The sequence below is a fragment of the Parasutterella sp. genome (assembly GCF_057870745.1).
Map to the genome: position 1 here is coordinate 1 of NZ_DBMALT010000045.1, position 21,155 is coordinate 21,155.

Sequence of the window (21,155 nt, forward strand, 5' to 3'; positions counted from 1 at the left end):
CATCAAAATGACAAAACTCCGGTGCTCTATACGAGGACCGGAGCGTTCGGGCTGTGTCGTCGGTGCAATAATCTAAAAAATAAGCTATAAGACACGTACGAATAATCTGCCGGCGCTCATGGCGATGTTTGCGTATTGGAACTCCGAAAAACTCGACGTTTCCTCTTACTGTTTCCTTCCCTATGACGAACGCCTTCGTGTCATGGTGGACTGGCTCCAGCAGCTGGAAATGGAGAGCTTAGGTAAGAGTACGGCTGCGACGGAACGCCGGTGATCGGAAAAACCTCTCTAGCCGTTTGGGGCGGACACGGGAACGAATCTCAGCATTCTTTCTACCAGTTCTTGCGCGAAGGTACGGCAAAAAATGCCATCGACGTCTTCTGGTGCGAGAAACCGGGCCACGCCCACAAGGAACTCCATCAGTCTTAATGGCCAACGCCAAGGCGCAGACAGAAGCGCTTGTTACTCGAGATCCGAAGAGCAAGTACTTCAATGTGGTTTCCACTGTTTCTATTGAAGAACTTACACCTGAAACGTTAGGTGCTTTAATGGCGATGTATGAGCATAAGACCACAATGCTAGGGACACTTTTCGGCATTAACGCCTTTGATCAACCCGGCGTGGAATTGGGTAAAAGGTTAGCAAATCAAGCTTATAACAATCTTTTTTTAACTGACTTGTTTTAATCTGTTTTTACTTTTGTCTTTATTGCGGTCGTTGCTTCCTGGCATAATGAACGACCTTTCTACTATCTCATAAATCACTATATCGGGCTTGTTTTCTTTGATTTCATCGCTTAAAACAGTCAAACTTTTATGATTGGAGGTGAGGTAGACAGTTCTAAAATATGAAGATAGGAACGGGGAGAGAGATGTACCAAAAGAATCACAAATAAGCATAATGCTCTTTGTGCTCTGGCTGTGATTGTTTTTTACTTTTGCTGAAAATGTTTTCTGAGATCCTCGAGCGAGTGCGTCCTTTATCATTATTTCTTTCTGTTCTTGCATAGGTTCAACCCAAGTGACAACTTGATCTTCACCAAAGTTAAATCGGTAGGATTTATCCTCAAAAGAAAAATTGCTAGGAATACCTACAATTGGACCTAAATCCCCGATGTTTTTTGAAACTCCGTCGGGAACTATGAGAAAAGTGTTCTTTGGCTCTTCAAGTTTTAATGCTTTCAAAATACTTCGAAAGGCTACTTCCGCGCCCTTAATATTCCAATGAGTATCAGTTTTGAAATAAACCTGTTCTGTCTCGGTTTGAGAGATCAGATCATTAGAGGGAAATAGAACTGGAATCCCGTTTTTTTTCAAATCAGATATTCCAAGTTGGGTAAGGGTTAGTTCAGATGGTTTCTGTTTAACCCAGGAGGGAAAGAATTCCTCATAAACAGTATGCTTGTCGGGTGCAACAAGAACAATAAATTGAGATTTAAACTCATGTGAGAGTTTTGAAAGGGTCGTTATTTTTTCAAACAGAGTCTCTGCGTAGTCTGAATATTTTTTAAAGCTAAAAACTCGAAAGTGTCTGTCAATGACGTCTGCATAGTCATTGCCTAGAAAAACGTAACCGTTGGCTCCAATAACTCCTTTCGATAAGTCGAAAGAAGTGAAAAGATTAGGATCTTTAATAAGATTGTTAACGTGCTGGGTAATGGTATCTTTCCCCCACAACCTATCGGTAACAAACAAACTATAGTCTTTAAAAAAAATTTTAGGATGCCTTAAGTTATCTATTGTTGGTAATTGGGTAACTGTTCTGTTCTCCGTCGTTAGGTATTTTGATGCAAGGTTCGGTTTGATTAAGATATGTAAACAAAAAGGAATAAATAAGATAGCCAGAACGATAACAATAAATATTTTTTTCTTCATGCTCAAAAATTGAAATAAATGAAAGGATTACGATTGTCTGTGTAAAGAATTGAGAGTGACAAAACAAAAAGAATAAGATTTAAGGAGACCAAACCAATCAATTTAAAACTTCTAATCTTCATTAGGGAAGGGAAATCTCTACCCCATAAGGCAACAATAAAGCCCAAGATGAGCGCACTAACATTTAGCAGACCCAGATGAATTGAGTTTTGAACAGGATTAAGAAAGTTAAACATAGCATATAGATAATTCATAGCATGATCTAGATTCAATGCTCTAAAAAAGACCCATCCAATTATTACTAATGCTAAACAGTAGAATCTTCGAATAAAGTTGGGAAGGGACTCTAAGGCTTTTCCTAAAGGCGTTCTCTCTAAGATGAGAAGAAGTCCATGATAGAGCCCCCAAAGTAGAAAAGTAAATTGAGCACCGTGCCAAAACCCACAACAAATAAATACTATTAATAGATTCCGGTAAGTAACAACGGTAGAAGATCTACTTCCACCAAGAGGAATATATAAATAATCGCGAAGCCAAGAAGACAGTGAAATGTGCCATCTTCTCCAGAAATCTTTGATAGAGAGGCTCTTATACGGGGAGAGAAAATTCTCATCAAATTTTATCCCAAGCATGCTGGCCAATCCTATAGCCATGTCAGAATAGCCGGAGAAATCAAAATAAATTTGAATTGTGTAAGCCAATGCGCCAAGCCATGCATCCTGCCAAGAGATAGAGGCAGAAGAGGAAAAGAAGGCTATGTCGGCAAGTGGTGCTACAGAGTTGGCTATCAAAACTTTCTTATTTACACCTATTATGAATCTAAGCAGACCCTGACTGAAACTGTTAAGAGAAACGTTATTTTTACTTTGAAGGTTATTACGAATAGATTCAAACCGGACAATAGGTCCTGCAACTAGATGGGGAAACATAAGGAAATATGCAAAAAAATCGCTAGCTGAATGACGACCAATTGCTCCCTTGTATGCGTCAACGAGATAACTAATTCCGTGAAAACAAAAAAAACTAATACCCAAAGGTAATGCCACAGTAGGTGTAATATCAAAAAAATTAAATTTATCGTAAAGAGAGAATGGCAAGATTTTTTCTAGTTCTGACAGAACCCAACTAAAATACTTATAATAAAAGAGTGCTCCCAAATTTATGATAATTCCTAAGAAAAGCCACGCTTGGGCGTCTAATCCTAACCATATTTTCTTATTTATAAAAAAAGAATAGGGCGATAGAACTGTTTTCGAAAGAACTGATTTTGATGTTTTACCAAAGGTTCTCTTTTGATGTTCTAATGGATTTCCGTCAACACAATTTCCAGCCGATAAAGCATGCTTCGATACTTCTTGGGGGAGCGAGTTAGTGAGAGAAGGGGTTATTTTCCCATCAATTATTGTTGTATTTTCTAAATTAGGGGAAGACGACGGTCGGAGGGGGGGTAAGATTACAAGTTTGTAAAGCCGATTTTTCAAACTCTAATGCTTGGGAACAAGAAGTTTGATTCAAGGACCTTCGTATGAGTCTTCCTATCAAATAATTAAAGAGGCACAGTGCCAAGAGTAATATTACGCCGTATCCCTCACCCCAGATGTAAAAAAGAAGGCTTGAAATAATGAGAAGGGCGATTTGGAATTGTTTTTTTATAAAAGTGTTGAGGAACAAAAAAATAGGCAAAAAGAAAAAAATAAAAATCGCTGAAGAAAAAACCATATATTTCCCAAAGCTAGTTCTTAAACTAATGTTGTCTTATTACTCGAGGGCAGTTATTAATTATATCTCAAGGCACAGAATCCTAAAAGTTAGCGGATAAATACACCTTGAGGCGAGAGAGCTTAATAATTCTACTGAACCTATTGAAAATATGGTTTTTCTTGACTTTGTAAAATGTGTGTATTATTACAAAAATATTTTACGAGGGTTCCTGAGCAGGTCTAAGCCAATAACCGGAAGAACTACCACCTCTGTTTGGAAGCAAAAGCGTAGAAACGGCGATATTTACGTCTGGGAAAGACAAACTGTTTACATCCCGCAGACTAGAGAGACCAAAGAACTCTCCCGAAAACTGCTCGGCAAGATCCCTGCCGGGTCGATCGACGGAGAAATAGTACCCACCAGACCCAAACGTAAAAAGATCGAGGATGCAATACCTCAGTCCTCGACACGTTCAAGAGTTGGATCGTCTTCGCTTTTGCGCAGGGTCGGCGAGCAAGGCGGTATTACGGAAGATTTGCGCTCTTGCATGAACGAGAGCTCCGCTAAAAAGGTAGACATAATCGCTCAGTTTTGGCTGGCTAATCAGGGTGACAGACTGCAGAGAATGCAGAAGTGGCAGTTTCTCCATCCGACCCCTTATCCGGGCCCGATTTCAAAAGACGTTTACCACGAGTTGTTCGAATTTCTCGGATTAAACGAAGACATCGTTCAAAACTACTTCCTTGCGAGAGCTAAACGCTGCCATAAAGAGGACGCGGTTGCCTTTGACTCTTCAAGCGTTTCTTCATACTCCCGATACATTAAAGAAACTTTTAACAAGGCCGGTGACGGTCTGGACACCGTTAAGCTTCATACCTTGTTCGATTTAGCGACGCACCAGCCCATTGCTTTTGCACGCGAACCGGGAAACTTGGCCGACGTCTCCGGCATAGAAACCTAAAAGTAACCGAAGGCGATCATTAAATTTTCATTCCTAACAGAGATAAAAAGAACTTGTCTCGCTCTATAGATTCCGTTTTCCAACGAATTTCTCCGGCCTTACTCGCCACAGTTGTTTCCTCAATGCAGTCGAACCAATCTAGAATCTGAGCCAGAGACCTATTATCCAGCCAGCTTAGCAGTTTCTCTGCTTTGGATTTTTCAGATTTCTTTTCTTTTTCTACCAGCCATTTAGCCAACAACTCTTTGATTTCTCGAACCTTTCCTATTAACCAGCATCGATAGCTCAAAGCAATGAACTGTACGAATTGCCTTCCTTTGAGGCGGTCGCCTGTCCAGACTCTCGGCTTTCTGCCGTCACAATATTCTTTATATATTCCAAAGGCTTCCTCTGTTTTTTCCCGCAATCGATAATCTTCTAACGCCTCAAAGCAGTCTTGAGCTTTGTTCGATACCAGCACAAACAATCCAAAGAACTTAGCTGTTTCGTTAAAGGCTTCCTGGTTAAATTTAACGGTTAATTTTCCTCCGCGTCCCTGGCGGCTCAGAATCAAATATTTTTCAACTTTCTTTGCCGCAGACTCGGAGAGCTCTTCTCCGCTCAATACCGTACTTCTCAGTGCTGTAAGTTCTTCCTCTAATGCTCTTGTTTTGCAAGTCTGTATTTCAGAGTTCCTCAGAATGTGGACGTATATTCTGCGGCTAAACTTCTGAGTTTCCCCTGCTTTGGCAGAAGCCGTGCTTCTGTGACGCAGACGTGAGAATTCCTGCATCTTGCTGACGGTTTTTCCCTTGACCTGCGTGTCGTAAGGGCAGATGTTGTCGAGGTTGTCCAACTCTGCCAGTGCTTCTTCCACGATATCGCGAAGCCAAGTTGCCGATCGGGATGCAAGGGTTAGAAATTTCATATTCGAGTCTAGAAATTCAACCATGCTGTAGTAACCGTTGTCAGTAACAATCAAAGGCTTGGTTACTCCGAGAACACTTAGCTGCTTGAGTGCAGTTTGAATACTGATGACATCGGGAATGTTGCCCGGCTGCTTGCAATAAGCGATAGGCAGCCTGTTTTTCACCGAATACAAAGTCACAAATTTAATCGTGGGAAGTCCATCAGCATCCTTGTTGAAGCCGTATTGGGCTTCCTTGAGATTTGTTGAGTAAGTTGAGAAGGTCGTTGAATCCAGGGCCAGGGCGGGCTCTTTTTCAAGCGTCGATGCAATATGCCGGAAGTAATTTTGAATCCAAGATTCGTTTCGCCCGATTTGTTCAAAAAGTGTCCCGTACACTCGTTCCGTCAAAGGTTCGAGATAGGGAATTTGATGATTGAGCTGCCAAGTCTCTATACCCGGAAGTGTCTTTCGGTCACAAGCTGCTAAATAACGAGCCAAGCTGATGGCCTTGAGTGCTTCGGCTTGCGGAAGCGAACGAAGAATGCAGGCATCAATGCCGCTCTGTTTTCCGACAAAATCCAGAATTTCGGAGGCGCCGACATGAGATCTTGCAACCTTGACCGGTGCAACAGGCTTTGGCGCGGCAGGCTTTTTAGGACGAGTTTTGATAATCTCATTGCTTCCCTTGAGGATTTTACCGATTAATTTACAGCCAAGTACTTTAATCTTCTTGGTCTGAGGGTCATAAATAGTGGTCCTCTCATAGATGTATTTAGTTCCGTCTTTTCTGGTTTCCGTACGTCTTCCAACATGAGGAACGCCTGATAAAGGTCTGCCCATAATTGCACCTCTCAATAATAATCGTATTATAGTACGATTACAAAAAGAATACGAGAAAAAACCGCAATTAATTCAGATAATTACGGTTGAAAGAGAGGATTCTTTAAATTTATCGATCGTTTTTGGTTACTTTAAGGTTACACAGATAGAAGAATTACGCAGCCCCGATAACAGTGAGGTAATCGGGGATTCCGGAGATCTCGGAATAGAAAACCGCGAAAGTACAGTTCCAGAACGCATAACTTATACGGCAGCGAATGGTTACAACTAAAAGAAAAACTCTCGGCTGTGAAAGTTGCTGATGAAAAGATACTTAGTTCGATTCAATGCAAGATCAAACAGCCTTCCAACGAATTAAGGTTCAGTTTGGATATAGTAAAGTCAGATATCAAGAGCTTGCCAAAAAACGGCACGCTTAATAATGCTACCAGTGTTCTGCGGAACTTCGCCGACCTGGACAATCTCTAGAAAAATTTAAAGGTCGGACATTACGAATATCCGAGAAACTGGAACTGGAAAAAATTTATTCGGAATTATTGGAGCTTTATTCTCATTGTTTTCGTTGTGATGATTGCGGTTTTCCTTCACAACCCCATCTTGAAACAGCAGGTTGAAAGAAGAACCGAGCGTCTGAGACAGACGATGAAGGAAAAACTGGCGGGGCATCAAGCAGCCGTCAGCGCGAATCGTCACTTAAATGATATGGAGAAAATCAACCTTGTCGGCATGCTTTCGGGCATGATCGCGCATGAGCTCAGACAGCCGCTCACCGTTATCAGAAACTACTCCGAAGGACTCAGAGATATTCTTCATTCTCAGGATTACGATGCGAAAGTCCTGGAGGAGGCGCTCAAGGTCGTTGATGAGCAGTCCATCAGGGCCTCTTCGATTATTGAGCATATACGCGGACTGATTAAAGGTAGAGAATCGAAAGTTCGTGAAGTTGATTTGAATTCGTCGGTCCTGTCTATCCTCGAAACTTATAAAGAGTTAGGCGGAAAATACGAAGTTAATCTCGTTGCGTCGGGCAACGCTCCGGTTTCTGTCCGGATTGATCCCACTCAGTTTGAAATTGTTTTACTCAACTTGCTCAATAACGCTTCCGAAGCCATAACGCAGCAAGAAACGAAACCGATTATCACCTTAGAGATCTCCGGCGAAAACGGCGAAGCCGCCGTTACTGTCGCCAATGAAGGATTTTTAGAACACGAAGAATCCTTTAATAATCTGTTTGCCGTGAAGAACTCTACTAAAGTCAACGGTCTCGGACTGGGATTAGCAATTGCGGCAAGAGTCGTAGAACGCTGGGGCGGTCAGCTCAGTATTCGTCAGCACAATAAAGAGGTCATCGCATGTATCCTTCTTCCGAGCCTATAGATCCATCCGTCCTCCGCTTAGTTCAGGGAAAGTCTTTAGTCAGAATTAATGTCCGACCTTTAAATTCTTATAGAGATTGTCCAGGTCGGCAAAGTTCCTAGGAACACTCCATTCATTGCCTTGAATGGCAGGAAGGGAAAACAAGATTTTGGTGGTTTCTTTTCTGAGTGCTTCAGAAGTGTTCTTGGTTGCGGCAAAAACCCATCCGGGGTAAAGATCGCTCGATCGAATGCAGTATTCCTTTGAACTTGTGGGCCTAGGCTCGATCACTCTGAATTCATTGCCTTTAATCTGTCCGGAAGACGAGAGTTCCTCGAGAAGGCATGTTCGTACGATCGCAGCCTCACATTTGCCGGCTTTCAGGTCCTCAAGAACTTTTGGCATGGGATAGCCGGAATAGTGAATAGAACTAAAAAATTTATCCGGATCAAAGCCTCTGCGATTGAGCTCACCTAAAGCAATGTATAAACCGCCGTAAGCATTCGGCGCGACGGCGCAGACGCTTTTTCCCTTTAAATCTCGAAGAGAAAAATTATTGCCGTTCTGCTGAGGAACAACAAAAACAGAACCTAATGCTCTGTCTGGGCGCCTAAAAAATTGATTGCTTTGAGAGGCAAGGGCAGTGGTATCGAGCTTCTGTCTGCTCGAAACATAGAATCCCGGATTGGAGATAAAGAAATCTAATTTTCCTGTAGCAATAGCTTTCTCTAACCCCGGAAGATCGTAAGTCGAAACCTCCACATTCCTCGGTTTTAATTTGTCCTTGAGAACAGAGGCTGTCTCGGCATAAAGAACGTTTTCGGCTTCATTGCCGGAAGTGTTGAGAATGCCGAGATGAATGGTCTCCGCATACAGCTGAGAAGAAAAAAGGAGCAGCGGAATGAACAAAAGCTTGATATTCATCAAATTTAGGCGCGGAGACTCCTTCCTTCAGGCAGGGGAGGAAGCGCCTCCTCCTTTCGAATTTCTTTTAAATAGGTCCGTCTCTTCTCCAGCAGACGCAGCTTTTTGTAGCTTATGCCCGCTGAAATGCGGGTGCCGTCGAGCTTTCGTACATCAAAAGACCCGGAGGATCGACGGCCGAAAATAAAGCCTTCTTCTCCCTGGCAAACAACCTTGTCAAAAAGACGGAAGCCTTTGACCTCAAAAGGCGCCTGATTGCGCTTTCGAAGCCCGTGTTTGAGGATGGAAAGCTTGTGAATCTGCCGGTTGTTCCGACGCGTCTGCTTCTGGAAGAAGAATTCGCCGAGCCTTTTGGCGCCGAGATTGCCGGCGATGCAGAAAGCATCCGCACAATGCGACTTGTCGATGCCGTTCACGATTCGTGTGTGCTTGGTTCGGTAGCCGTAGGTGTTGTGCACCTCCAGCTCAGGATGCGACGCCTTTAGGCGGTTCAGTACCTCCCAGCGCATAATTCCCATGAAGGCTTCCGCACGGAACGACTGCCCGCGCTTGGTCTTCAGCTTGATTTCTCTGCGATGAAGTGCTTTATGGCACGTCTCACAAAGCGTGAGCAGGTTGCCGGGCGAGTCTCCGCCAGTGCGTCTGCTTTCCAAGTGATGAACATTGAGCACCGGATCTTTCGATCTGCCGTGACAATGCTGACAAGCGTGCCCGTCTCTGAAAAGAACATACTCTCGAACATTCCAGAAACCAAGCTGTTCTCCCTCTTGGTACTCTTTTCCCGAAATGTCGGGATTCTTCAGCAGCTGCGTGTCGAAGGACGCCGTTTCCACGGTGATCTTCGTGACCGGCAACAGTCGAAGAATCGCTCCTATGCGCGACAAGTGCGCGTTGATTCGATTTTCAACTGATGGTGCAAGCCAGCCTTTGCGCTTGGTGCGGATGCGGTTGTCGAACCTCGGTGCGCGATAGCGCGTTTTGCGGTTACGGCGGGACTGCCGTAACGTACGACGAGCAGAGAGCAGATCAGAGACGTCCGGACGGAGTTCGACTTCTGATGCATAAAGCTCAGCCTTTTCCGTTGATGCGGAAAGGCCGACATGTTTGTATCCGGCATCAACACCCAGACTCACCGGCTGTTTGGACTCGCCCGTTGCAATCGTCAGCTGTATGGTGAAAGGCGTGCGCCTTACAACAATAGCTTTCTTCTCTTTAAGCAGTAGGCGCGCTTTTGCCGGTGAACAGAGCATCAGCGGCTTTCCACGTTTGTTTAGTAGAAATACTCTCAAGTTTTATCTCCTCGGTCTTTCGACCGGTTGTGATCCTTCGCCAATGTTGGAAGGGGTTTCAAGCCGACAGCACCGCTCTTACCTCTTAGAGCTTTTAACCAACGGCCGCAGAGCGCGGGACTAGGATCTGCATCCCGCGGTGCCTGTGCATTCCCAACCAACGTAGTCCTCAAAACGACGGACTGAGGCTAGTCAACTAGAGACTTTTTCAAGCCTCGGCCTTTAGGCCGAGGTAGTTGACAACTGCTCCTAATCGTTTTTATTTATCGTTTCATTAGCAAGTCTATTCGCTATAGAGACGATATTCGAATAGAAATTACCCGCATGCCTATCCGAGATAGCTCCGGCGAGGAGTCGCGTCCACTTCAAGTGCGAAACCGTCTCCTTCAGCGGACTCATATCCTCCGACTCTCTTAAATCTCCGTCTGCACCCCTCCGTTTTTCCAGCAGCATCCCGACGCAGTAATAGATAAAGCCGAGATGATCTTCCGGTTCATTGGAATTCGTGTTCGGTTTCAAACCGCACGCTCTTAAGATTTTTCTTAATTCGTCCCTTGGCTCTTGCATCGCCAGGCCGGTTAGCCAGACGCTCTCATAAAGAGAAAGGCTGGAACTTCCGAGACAAAAGAGAGATCCGTAATCTCGGCCGAGTGCTTGCAAGTCGAGCTGCTCCGAAAGCTCCTCATACTCGGCTTGAGAAATCAACCCGCATTGTCGGCAATTCTCTAATCCTAAAGTTAAGAGCTGAACATTCTCTTCACTGGGGCCGTTTAAAAAGAGCAGCCCCAGTGTTTTGAAGAAGAGCTCTGAACATTGTTCGGAAGAATGATTCAATTCAACCTCGCTTTGTTTGATGCTCACCATATTAATTAGAAGAAGAGTTCTCGGGACTCAAAGTAAATGTTCGGTTTCGTACGGTTGACATCCTCTTGCTTAAATCCGAGAGCAGTGCGTGTTGCATTCGGATGAAGCTTCAGAATTTCTTCTACGGGAAGAAGCTCTAATGCTCGTCCGGGGCAAGATGCCACACAAGCAGGTTTAAGTCCTTTTTCTAATCTGTCATAACAAAGATCGCATTTGGTCATGGGAGGTCTGGGCCCCTCAGCCTGCAAATCTTTGTAGTACTGAGGTGCGTCCCACGGACAGGCAGCTCGGCAGGCTCCGCAGCTGATGCACTTGGAAGAATCCACTCGGACTGCGCCGTATTTAGCTTCCTTAGAAATGGCCTTAACAGGACAAACCGGAATACACGCCGGTTCAGAACAATGATTGCAGCCGATAGATAACGGAACAATGGCAATGTTCGGAGTTTTTGTGCCGAATTCAAAAAACGTCACGCGTCTCCAGTTTTCTTTCGCATCAAATCTGCGAAGAATATCTTTGGAGTGTGCGCCGTTAAGCGTATCCGGTCTGGCGCCTGCGCCCCAAGAGGCGGGAGTATCAAAAGTTCCTGCTGTTTCTTCTGTTAATGCTCTGTTGAGATTGGCGTCTCCTCTTTTGCTCTCATTCCATTCTTTACAGGCGATGACACAAGTTTTGCAGCCTAAGCAGCGTTTCTGATTGAAGAAAAATGCATATTGAGTCATGGTTTATTCCTTATATCCTTGTCGATGAACTTAGGCCGGTTTTTGTTTGCTGACTTCGCAAAGATTTCCGCCCGCTGCAAATCCGCCTGACTTGTTGGTCTGCAGGTGAAGCACTGGATCTGCTGCTCCGATATCACGGTCTGTCGTTAGTGTGTTGACGGCTCCGCCGACATCCACTGCGACAATGTGCTTCTCAGGTTTTCCATCGCCGTCTAAATCAAACCATGCTTCGTATTTCTCCGTCGGGCTGGGCTGATACCAAGCGCCTTCACCGATAGAAACCACACCCGGCAATTGACGAAGAGTAATTTGTGCCGGAATTTTCATGCAGCCTGCATCGTTATACACATACACTTCGTCTCCGTCGGAAATGCCTCGTTTTTGTGCATCTTCAGGGTTGATGAAGACGCAATGCGGGAAGGCGTCCATCAAAGAAGTCGTGTTATCAAAAGAGGAGTGGCTTCTGTTGGGCATATGAGGTGTCGTGAACTGCAGACTGTAAGCAATTCCTTTCGCTCCTTTCTTACCTTCAAGCAAATCCTCAATACCTTCCGGCGGTCTGACATACTGAGCACGCGCTGCTTTCTGTTTTAATCGTCCTCTTTCCGCAAGGAAAGGAGAGTAGAAGTTAATCTTGCCGGTATCGGTCGGGAATTCTCCCGGAGCAAATCTGTCCGCGTCGATGACAGAAGTTTCCGGTTTCACAAAGAGCTGAACGTTGCCTTCCTTCTGCATTTCTTCAAAGGTCGGAAGTTTGAATTCAGGATTAAGTTCCTTGTATTTTTCCGGAACCTTTGCGCCCGCCCATTGAATCTTCATAACATCAATGTCGGATTTACCGTCGCGTCCCCAGTTAATGCCGAGACGCTGAGCAATCAATTCATTAATTTGCCAGTCGGTCTTGCATTCGTACATCGGATCAAGAATCTGATTAACGAAATTCGTATCGGTCTTGACTCTGGAGCCGGTAATGAAGCTTTCTTCGAAATGGGTGACAACGGGGAAAATAATATCCGAGTACCTGGCCGTAGTGCTCATGAAGCGGTCATACGTGATGACGGAAGTTAACTTATTCCAGGCTTCTAATTTCGGATTGATGGCAGCACGCTGATTAAAAACGTCACCGCTTCCTGCTCCCTTGATAAACATTTCAAGATGGAGTCTCGGATCTTCTCCTAAATCGATGCCGTTCAAAAGTTTAATGTCTTCTCTTAATTGTTCCGGGGTGCGCGTGTCGCGCCCCGTCATGATGACTTGGCTCGAGACGTGAGTAGAGAACAAAAGCGGTCTGAAGGTTTTGCCGTGTGCCATGCCCGGAGCTTTGCCGAGTTTTACGGACATGCCTTCATTTGGAGACAAAGAACCGATACCGCCGCCGCGAACTGTGGCATTTCCTGTCATGGCTGCTAATGCCAGCATGAGCCAGGTGTAGTACATACCGTTTCCGGTTCTTTGTGCACCACCGGCTGTCCAGGCTGAATAAATACAGGCAGGTTTTGTTTTGCCGTAAGCAATTGCCAGATTCTTAATCGTCTTAGCAGGAACGCCTGAAAGGAGTTCTGCCCATTTCAATACGCCTTCCTCTCCGCCGTGTGCTGCATTCAATTCATCTAAATATTCAACAAAACTTTGTCCCTGAGGAACGGTGAAGCTTTGGCCTTTCCAAGGATGACCGTCAATCGGGCTCTTAGCCGGAGAATTACTGATGACGGAATCTCCGGGGAAGAATCCGAAGGTGTATTCCTTGATATAAGCGGGATTATGCAGATTTCTGCGATAGATCGTGTTGGCCATTGCAGCAAGAATTGCGGAATCCGTTCCGGGTCTCGGAGCAATCCAAGCCGGAACGCCCGGGATTCCTGTTGCCATCGCACCTACCGTACCAGTGTATCTGGTATCAATCACGACAATCGGAATACCTTTCTCTCTTGCCTTTGTCATGATGAAAGGTAAGTGCGGAGAAGTAGTTTGAGGATCAGCCGACCAAACAATGATCAGTTTGGAGTTCAGCATGTCGATGGCCGGATGGCCTTTAACGCCTTTTCCTAATGCGTTATAAAGGCAGTCGTTTTGGTTGCCGGCTGAATGGTGGCCGTAAGCAGAAAGGCATGGTCCCAGCATATTTAACGGAGCACAGCCATTGTTCCAAATCGGCAGGTAGCCGAGTTCTTTTTGGCGATCCTGCATTTTGCGGATTGCCTCGCATGCTCTGTCTAATGCTTCATCCCAGGAAACACGTTTAAAGCCTGCTGTATTTCCTCTTTCAATCGTTTGAATCAGAGGATATTTAAGACGGTCAGGAGCGTAAAGACGTTTTCTTTCCGCATAACCTTTCATGCAGGCTCTGCGCTGCATCTTTCCGATAGATTCGTCGGAAGGAAGACAGTCTTTGGAAGGAATGTCGCCGGCACTGGTTAAGGCAAGCAGTTTTCCATCCTTGACGTGTGCCTTGAGCATGCATTGTCCGTGACAATGGATCTCGTGGTAAGTATTAACAACTTTGACGTCGTCTTCCAGAGCCGGAATCGTTCCGTTGATCAAAGGGGATTTTTGATTGTTAATAGCTTGAGCCCAAGTATTCAAGCTCAATGAAGTTGAAGCGGCGCCCACGGCTGTCGTACCTAAGAAAGTCCGACGTGTAATCTTTTTGGCTGACATGTGCAATCCCTTGGTATTAAAAATAGAGGTGATGCAGCCATTTTGAATTTTTAGATCAGGGCCGGGAACTGTCTATTAGTGCAGTTATTCAAATTTGGAATAACGATCTCTTTCCTAACCCTCATTGATCCTTCTTAATCCTCAGCCAACGACCCATAAGAGTTCAGTCGGGTGGGTTGGGTAAAGAAAGGTAAAGGACTGGCGACAAAACATTTGTTTGATGGAAGTTAACCTCTTATTGATTGTCATTCAGGTAGAAATTAGCAAAGTAATTAAATTAAAACTCAAGAGTCTCAACGCATCTTGTTAAATTTGAACGCTATTAGAAGTATTGACTTTGGTTAGTGTGCTTTCGATAATTGTTTTGTTCTAACCAAGGAGAACAAAATGACCTCAATGTCTAGAAGAAGTTTTCTTGTCGGTTCAACGGCAATGGCATGCAGTCTGCCGGCTTTCGCTTCCGATCCGGAAAAAAAAGTTTGATGAATCCGCCGATGTAGTGGTTGTCGGATTAGGAGGAGCAGGTGCCGCTGCCGCGATAACTGCTGCAGATCATAAGGCTTCTGTAATCATTCTGGAAAAACAACCATTGGCCACCTTACGCTCTAACACTCGTATGTCCGGTGGTTGGGTTCATTGTCCCGATAAAGACGGAAATAAAGAAGAACTGCGTAAATACTTCCGAGCTTTATTCTCCGCTAAATACGATGACAAACCGTCGGTCGGAGAAGAAGACGACATCTCCAACGGGATGGCGGAATATTGGGTTGAATACACTCCTAATCTGATGGACTGGCTTAAATCTCTTGATCCTGAACTTAAAGGTCAAAAATTTAGCGGACCTGCTCAATACGTCAACTTCCCCGGAGCAAAAACCAGTTCATATGCTTCTTATCACTTAATGTATCCCGCTCGGATGGGCAAAACTTCTAGCTATAACGGTCCCAAGACTGAAGCGACAGAAGGGGAGGCTCTTTGGCGCGCATTAGAAAAAGGCATTCAAGATAGAAGCGGCCTGATTAAAATCATTGATAACGCTCCGGCAGTTGCTTTAATTCTCAATGAAGACGGCCATGTTGTAGGTGTTGTAGCAAAGAAAGGCGGTAAAGACATTCGTATTCAAGCTAAGAAAGGTGTGATCCTTGCGTCCGGAGGTTATGAGTACAGTGCTGAAATGCGAAAAGCATTTTTGCCCGGACCTTCTGTCGGAGGCTTCGCGTTCTACGGAACCCCTTACAACGAAGGCGAAGGCATCCGTATGGGCATAAAGGCCGGAGCAGCTTTATCTAAGGTTTCTACTTGTGCAGCTCGAATGATCTGGGCGCCTCCCGTTTACCACAACGGAATGCGGTTAGGAGTCACGACTGTCGGAGTCGGAGCTCCGGGGTCTTTCGTTGTTAATGCTCTGGGAGATCGTTTCATTGCTGAGAACAAGATCATGGGCGGAATTACGAATAACAGCGTTTATGAAAAGGCCGCCGAACAAAATCTAGATACGATGACATACGACAATATGCCGGCGTGGCAGATTTTTGAAGAGGAAATATTCAAATCTCGCCCATTAGCAAATCTCACTCGTTCGACAGTTGGGTACGGTTTCGTCGACTATGGTGCCGCTGATAATTCTGATGCCTTAAAGAAGGGATGGGTACTAAAAGCAGATTCGATTGAAGAGTTAGCCAAGAAGATTGCCGAAACTTCTGTCAATAAAGGAAGAATGAATCCTCAGAAATTGACGGAGACATTGAAGCGTTTCAATGAAATGAGTACAGCTGGAAAAGACGAGGACTTTGGAAGAAATCCTAAGTCTTTAAAACCTCTTGAGGGAACTGTCTTCTATGCTATTCCATTGTTTGCCGGCGGATCAAATACAAAAGGCGGCCTCAAAACTAATGCAGAACACCAAGTTCTTGATTGGGACGGTAAGCCGATAAAAGGTCTCTATGCAGCAGGTGAAATTGCCTGTGGTTTAAATCGAGGCGGAGCGATGCTTACAGATGCACTGGTTTTTGGTCAGGTGACGGGAAAGGCTGCAGCAACAAAAAAATAAGTTCTTATTATTACAGTAAGTTAAGCGCTTCTTTAAACATCCTTTAAAGCCCAAACGCTCCGATATATCAGAGCGTTTGGGAATCATTTATAGAGTTGACCTGCTTTTACAGCATAATATCTTTAAATTTAATGCCCTAAATCCAGGTTTTTAACATGCTTCTTATTTAGCATAAGCCGCTGCGTTTTCACCGGCAATCCGTCCGTATGTCAGACCGATAATCGCCGCAAAACCAACCTCATTTGCATAAGCCTCATGACCGGAGGCAGCGCCTGCAGCATAAAGTCCGGGGATAATGTGCCCCTTGGTATCCAGAGCTTCAGCTTTGGTATTGGTCTTGATGCCGCCGTAGGTGGATTGCATAGACGGTGTCACAAGAGCAGCATAGTAGGGCGGATTAAGCATCGGATACTGAATCTTTCTTCCGAAAGCTTTATCGTTCTTTAAACCGTCTTTGCAGTCTTTGATGTACTGATCCATCGTTTCGATGAAGGCTTTTTGATTGACATCAAGTTTCTTGGCAAGTTCCGGAATCGTATCCGCTTTGACAAAATAGCCGGCATCCGCGTAATTGCGCATGAGCTTAAGATTGTCCATCGCCTTCTGATCAACAACAGCATAAGCTTCGTGCTTCGGCTGCTTCATCATGGCTTTGCTCTTGAAGTTAATCGAAGGATGGTTTTCATCCACGAAACGCTTACCGTCATGATTGACAAGGACTGTATATGGTGTGATGGCTGTAAGAGAAACACCGTCTTTCTTGGTAAGTGGGTGACAGAGGTAGTTAACTTTGATCTGCTCCATGGAAGCGGTGTCTGCTCCGATCGCTTGTGCCATCCGAATGCCGTCGCCGGTCAGAGAAGATGCGCCGGTAGTTGGACGACCGATCCAATCAGGTGCATAGCGTTTGAGAAGTTCCGGGCTGGCGGAGAAACCGCCTGTTGCAACAATCACGGCTTTACTCAGAACTTTGTATTTTCCTTCGGGAGTGGACACTTCAACACCGATGGCTTTTCCGTGATCAGATAGGATTTCGGTAACTTTGCTGTTGAGGCGATACGGAATGCCTTGTTTTTCGACTTCGGCTTTCAGGGCCTTCATGATGTGAGGTCCGGGAGCGCTTCCATCTTTAGTGATGTGGAAGTACTTGTCTTCCTGGAAACGGCCGAAGGGAACGCCAAGTTGTTCTAACCAGTCGATGATTTCACCGCCCCTGCGTGCATAAGTCTCAACATTGGCTTTGTTAATAGGAATGCCTTTGTCTTTGGCCTGTTTCATCAGGTGGTCGACATAATCCTGAGTGGATTTGCCCTTAATGCCATGTTCTTGAATGAACTTGCTGCCGCCGGCAGTAATGCCCGTAGAGATGTTCATGGAGTCTCCGGCGCCTAACATTCCTTGTTTTTCAATGACAAGAACGTTTTTGTCTTTTTCTTTAGCGGCAATAGCTGCCGTCAGGCCTGCAATGCCCGATCCGATGACGACAATATCGGCTTTCTCATCTTTCATTGCTTTCTTGGCCTTAACTGGTAGCGTGGTAAGAAGCAGCGGTGAAAGATCTTTAGTGGCTTTGCTCAAAGCGTTTTGAGTCGCTTTAATTAAACCTTGACTGCTGAAAGTGGCACCGGCAATGTTGTCTACTTTGAGCGTCTGGCGATCAATAATTTCCTTAGGAAGTTGAGTAAGCGGAGCGTCGGATAGACCAGCGGATTCACGGTGAGAAAGAACTTGAATATTGGTGATCTTGTTTTTATCGACGGTGACTTCCACTTTCATCGGGCCGTTTCGCCCGTTTGCTTCACCGATATATTTTCCTGGAACAAATTCAACCGTTGAGGCTGCACATAAGTTTGCTCCTAAGAGGCCTGCGGAAAGAAGCAGCGCTAGTTTTGTAATTTTGAACATTGAATGTCTCCTTGAGTGAGTGTTTCTATCGAGCCGCATCAACAACGATATCGAGTTCAATACTTAAGTACTCATCTCTTTAAAATTCAGTACAAGGGGACTGTTCAACTAAAAAATGTTCGCTCGAATCTCAACAATCCTGCTATCCCAGCTAATGTTCTTTTCAGTTCATGCCGCTGAACCTGTTGTCGTGGGCGTAAGCCTTGATCCTCCTCAGGATAACAATCAGAAGATCGTTGAACCGACACTTAACGTTCTGAAAAACACCTTTGGTCCGCACAATCTTAAAATTGTTCGCCTACCGCTGCCGGAATTGGAGAAAAACTTAGAAGCCGGAAGAATCGACATTTTTCTGTCAACCTCTGGTTTGTCCAGGAGAATGGCACAGAAAGGAGCTAAAGAATTGGCAACTATGGTCTCGGATCGTTTGCCAAACCCTAATGAGGCCTATGGAACTTTGTTTATTACAAGAAAAGACAGCCCGATTAATAGTCTTGAGGACATGCAGGGACATTCTTTAGTCGCAAATCTGAAAGGCGGTTTCTATGGCCATCAAATCGGACTTGGAGAACTCGTTAAACAAGGCTACGACCCTTATACCTTCTTCAGCTCCGTCCATTACGTAGGCAGGGACCTCAAAAAAGTGGTAAATGCCGTCATAAGCGGAAAAGCCGACGTCGGCTCAGTGTCGAGCTGTTTTTTAGAAGATACGTATCCAAAGGATGGTGAGGTATGGAAGAACCTCAAAGGTATTGGACTTAAACCAAATGCGACAGGCTGCCTTGCTTCCACGGATCTTTATCCTAATTGGTCTGTTTCTACGATGCCTACCGCTGAACCTGCGGTTGCAAGGAAAGCCGCTGAAGCTCTTCTTGCAATGCCGAAGGCAGAAGGTGGCATGGGCTGGAGTATTGCTACCAATTCGACAAGAACTGATGAGTTATTCAAAGATCTGCAGATAGGCCCGTTCGGGTTTTTGAAAGATTGGTTCTCGAAAGAATTCAGAACGAGATATGCGGGCTGGCTCCTATTAGGCATTGGACTTTTTGCCTCTTCACTCCTCTTAAGTTTCATTCTCGGACAAATTGTTCGTAAAAGAACGAGATCATTAACAGAGTCTCTTAAAAAACAGAACGAGCTGAGACGAAAGGAAAAGGCGGCATCTGAAAAACTCAGTGCGCTTGAACGTTTAGGCGTGGTTGATCAGCTCAGTTCAATCGTCGTACATGAATTGCGTCAGCCACTGACGACAATCCGAGCTTTTCTATTTGGAGCTAAGAAGAAGGCAGAGAAGGGCGTTCTAACCTCTGAAGAAGCTCTAACTGTTTTTGAAAAAATCGAAGCTCAATCCAATCGCGCTCAAAGGATCGTGGACGATGTACGTAAGTACGCAAAGCAGAAGGCAGGGAAGTATGAAAAGTTCTCGCTTTCGGCCGCTGTGGATTCCGCACTAAAGGACTTCAAAGACTCCGGCTCTTATTTCGGAGCTCTACAGGTGGCTGTCAATGAAAACATCACCATGCGAGGGAGCAGACTTGAGATTGAGTTGGTAGTACACAACCTCTTAAAAAATGCAGCTGAATCAATTAGCCAGCATCAACGTCGCCATCCTTTAATTTCTATTGCTCTGTCAAAGGAAGACGATAAGGCTGTACTTATCGTTTCCGACAATGGAGGAAGCTTAACGAAGTCTCCGTCTAATGTTCTTTCCTCCAGCAAACCGGAGGGCCTTGGCTTAGGCTTGTTAATTGTTAAGGCCATTGCTGCTCGCCATGGAGGAAACTTTAGATTAGATGTCGATGATAAAAGGGCAACGGCTTGTTTGACTCTTCCAATACCTGAGGACTTAAATGAAAAGTGACAATGACAAAATCGTCCCTTTAATCCGTATTGTCGACGACGATATGGACTTGTTGGAAGGCTTAGCCTATATGCTGGAAGGAGAAGGCTGGGAAGTTAAAACATATCCGACGGCAGAATCTTTTCTTGTTTTGGATGATTCTTCGAGACCGGGTTGTCTTGTCTTGGACTATCTAATGCCGAAAATGAACGGCGTTGAACTTCAAAATCGTTTGAAAGAAAAAGGCTTCTCTCATCCGATTCTCTTCCTAACTGCTCACGCGGATCTTGATATGGCGATATCCGTGTTTAGAAAAGGAGCGGACAACCTTTTGAAAAAACCGGTTGATCCGCAAGAGCTGATCGATGCCATTTCTGAAGCCATAGGGAAAGATTCAACGGACCAAAGTCAGGGAAATATAGAAGAGTTGAATAAGCGTTATCAATCTTTATCGATGAGAGAGAAGCAAGTGCTGGCACTTGTAAAAGAAGGACTGACGAATTTTGAAATTGCTGAACGGCTTGGATTAAGTGAGCGTACCGTCGAGAGTCACCGCTTTCATGCCTATGGGAAACTTGGCCTTAAATCGAAGACGACTGAACAAACTCAGTTGAAAGAAATCCTTTCGCGACTCAACCAGTAATTATGAAGACCAGAGTGTTTTAGAGGAACTTTAATTTTCTCCTCTTAATTATTTCGCATAGGAATTGACGTTAACCTTAAATTTTAGTGAAAGCAAATGCTTCAATCTTCTTATTTCCCTAAAAGAACTTTGAGGTTAATAGGCTAACAATACATATTCAATTGATCGAGATAGCATCCAGATTTTCTCAATTCGCAGATTGATACATGTTGAAATTCTTTATGGTGGGTAATTTATTTCTGAGAGGTGATCTATTTGCTACAATGCCTATTAGTCGGTATTCAACTATTTTTACCGCCAGTTTGATAACTAGACAGAACATTCGACAATTTTTGTCAACTTTTGATTGACAAGATAGTTTAATTTTTTTTAACATTGACCGTGAAAAGGTTGCTGAAAGGCAACTAGGGCTGGTCGAAAGACCCTGGTCCTTCACAGGCGGGATTGTGTCCCGCCATTTTTATGTGCGCTCGGCATGAGCGAACTCTACAGGGTGAAAGTCCCGAAGTGCGGGCGGTGGCGCCAAGCACATAGCCAGAGGCAAGGTCTGAATCGCGAGGTTCCGACTGAAGGAAGCCCGAGGCAAACCATTGACCTTACGAACAGGAACGGTCTCAGGCACATGCTGTCGGGTAAGAC

The 21,155-nt window shown here is 44.9% G+C and carries 17 protein-coding genes and 1 pseudogene; 9 read left to right on the forward strand and 9 right to left on the reverse strand.

Annotated elements, in window-relative coordinates; genetic code table 11:
- Window positions 1-118 precede the first annotated feature (118 nt).
- The 3 genes from ACZND6_RS10735 to ACZND6_RS10745 are packed head-to-tail and all read left to right on the forward strand — an operon-like array spanning window position 119 to window position 686.
- On the forward strand, window positions 119-274 hold the full coding sequence (locus ACZND6_RS10735; protein ID WP_489524658.1) for a hypothetical protein: 156 nt from the start codon (window positions 119-121) through the stop codon (window positions 272-274).
- On the forward strand, window positions 271-429 hold the full coding sequence (locus tag ACZND6_RS10740) for a hypothetical protein (protein ID WP_489524659.1): 159 nt from the start codon (window positions 271-273) through the stop codon (window positions 427-429). The genes ACZND6_RS10735 and ACZND6_RS10740 overlap by 4 nt, the downstream gene beginning before the upstream one ends.
- A complete protein-coding gene (locus ACZND6_RS10745) occupies window positions 429-686 on the forward strand; it encodes a glucose-6-phosphate isomerase (RefSeq protein ID WP_489524660.1) in 258 nt (85 codons plus the stop codon). Before ACZND6_RS10740 ends, ACZND6_RS10745 begins: the two co-directional genes overlap by 1 nt.
- Here the strand turns inward: ACZND6_RS10745 and ACZND6_RS10750 are convergent.
- The gene (locus tag ACZND6_RS10750) at window positions 669-1,874 is read right to left on the reverse strand and encodes an alginate O-acetyltransferase AlgX-related protein (protein ID WP_489524661.1); all 1,206 of its coding nucleotides are present in this window, start codon (window positions 1,872-1,874) and stop codon (window positions 669-671) included. The two genes, ACZND6_RS10745 and ACZND6_RS10750, sit on opposite strands and share 18 nt — an antisense overlap.
- Before the next feature lie 2 nt (window positions 1,875-1,876).
- On the reverse strand, window positions 1,877-3,355 hold the full coding sequence (locus tag ACZND6_RS10755; protein ID WP_489524662.1) for an MBOAT family O-acyltransferase: 1,479 nt from the start codon (window positions 3,353-3,355) through the stop codon (window positions 1,877-1,879).
- 449 nt (window positions 3,356-3,804) lie between these two features.
- On the opposite strand from ACZND6_RS10755, the pseudogene ACZND6_RS10760 reads away from it, so the two are divergent.
- A pseudogene (locus ACZND6_RS10760) lies at window positions 3,805-4,530 on the forward strand (IS1634 family transposase); the annotation flags it as partial.
- Window positions 4,531-4,555: 25 nt separating this feature from the next.
- Here the strand turns inward: ACZND6_RS10760 and ACZND6_RS10765 are convergent.
- Window positions 4,556-6,265 (reverse strand): IS1634 family transposase, encoded by a 1,710-nt coding sequence (locus tag ACZND6_RS10765; RefSeq protein WP_489524663.1) that lies wholly within the window; start codon window positions 6,263-6,265, stop codon window positions 4,556-4,558.
- Window positions 6,266-6,832: 567 nt separating this feature from the next.
- Here ACZND6_RS10765 and ACZND6_RS10770 point away from each other — a divergent pair.
- On the forward strand, window positions 6,833-7,642 hold the full coding sequence (locus ACZND6_RS10770; protein WP_489524664.1) for a sensor histidine kinase: 810 nt from the start codon (window positions 6,833-6,835) through the stop codon (window positions 7,640-7,642).
- 45 nt (window positions 7,643-7,687) lie between these two features.
- Here ACZND6_RS10770 and ACZND6_RS10775 read toward each other — a convergent pair whose 3' ends face one another.
- The 5 genes from ACZND6_RS10775 to ACZND6_RS10795 all read right to left on the reverse strand — a co-directional run bounded on the left by ACZND6_RS10775 (window position 7,688) and on the right by ACZND6_RS10795 (window position 14,078).
- Window positions 7,688-8,545, reverse strand: a complete 858-nt coding sequence (locus ACZND6_RS10775; protein WP_489524665.1) for a phosphate/phosphite/phosphonate ABC transporter substrate-binding protein — start codon at window positions 8,543-8,545, stop codon at window positions 7,688-7,690.
- Window positions 8,546-8,550: 5 nt separating this feature from the next.
- On the reverse strand, window positions 8,551-9,834 hold the full coding sequence (iscB, locus tag ACZND6_RS10780; RefSeq protein ID WP_300876192.1) for an RNA-guided endonuclease IscB: 1,284 nt from the start codon (window positions 9,832-9,834) through the stop codon (window positions 8,551-8,553).
- Between the two features lie 249 nt (window positions 9,835-10,083).
- Window positions 10,084-10,698: a TorD/DmsD family molecular chaperone gene (locus tag ACZND6_RS10785; protein WP_302304890.1), complete on the reverse strand. Its 615-nt coding sequence runs from the start codon at window positions 10,696-10,698 to the stop codon at window positions 10,084-10,086.
- 5 nt (window positions 10,699-10,703) lie between these two features.
- Window positions 10,704-11,420, reverse strand: a complete 717-nt coding sequence (locus ACZND6_RS10790) for a 4Fe-4S dicluster domain-containing protein (protein ID WP_489524666.1) — start codon at window positions 11,418-11,420, stop codon at window positions 10,704-10,706.
- Between the two features lie 30 nt (window positions 11,421-11,450).
- Entirely contained in the window at window positions 11,451-14,078 is a 2,628-nt protein-coding gene (locus ACZND6_RS10795; protein ID WP_300876202.1) for a molybdopterin-containing oxidoreductase family protein, read from the reverse strand.
- 387 nt (window positions 14,079-14,465) lie between these two features.
- Between ACZND6_RS10795 and ACZND6_RS10800 the strand changes: the two genes are divergently transcribed.
- Complete coding sequence (locus ACZND6_RS10800; protein WP_489524667.1) at window positions 14,466-14,561, forward strand: twin-arginine translocation signal domain-containing protein; 96 nt, start codon at window positions 14,466-14,468, stop codon at window positions 14,559-14,561.
- Between the two features lie 16 nt (window positions 14,562-14,577).
- The gene (locus ACZND6_RS10805) at window positions 14,578-16,128 is read left to right on the forward strand and encodes an FAD-dependent oxidoreductase (RefSeq protein WP_489524668.1); all 1,551 of its coding nucleotides are present in this window, start codon (window positions 14,578-14,580) and stop codon (window positions 16,126-16,128) included.
- Between the two features lie 162 nt (window positions 16,129-16,290).
- On the opposite strand, the gene ACZND6_RS10810 is transcribed toward ACZND6_RS10805, so the two are convergent.
- Window positions 16,291-18,033 carry an FAD-dependent oxidoreductase gene (locus tag ACZND6_RS10810; RefSeq protein WP_300876208.1) on the reverse strand — a complete coding sequence of 581 codons (1,743 nt, stop codon included), beginning with the start codon at window positions 18,031-18,033 and terminating at the stop codon, window positions 16,291-16,293.
- Between the two features lie 154 nt (window positions 18,034-18,187).
- Between ACZND6_RS10810 and ACZND6_RS10815 the strand changes: the two genes are divergently transcribed.
- Both ACZND6_RS10815 and ACZND6_RS10820 read left to right on the forward strand, forming a co-directional pair.
- A complete protein-coding gene (locus ACZND6_RS10815) occupies window positions 18,188-19,894 on the forward strand; it encodes a sensor histidine kinase (RefSeq protein ID WP_300876211.1) in 1,707 nt (568 codons plus the stop codon).
- Entirely contained in the window at window positions 19,884-20,516 is a 633-nt protein-coding gene (locus tag ACZND6_RS10820; RefSeq protein ID WP_300876214.1) for a response regulator transcription factor, read from the forward strand. Before ACZND6_RS10815 ends, ACZND6_RS10820 begins: the two co-directional genes overlap by 11 nt.
- Window positions 20,517-21,155 lie beyond the last annotated feature (639 nt).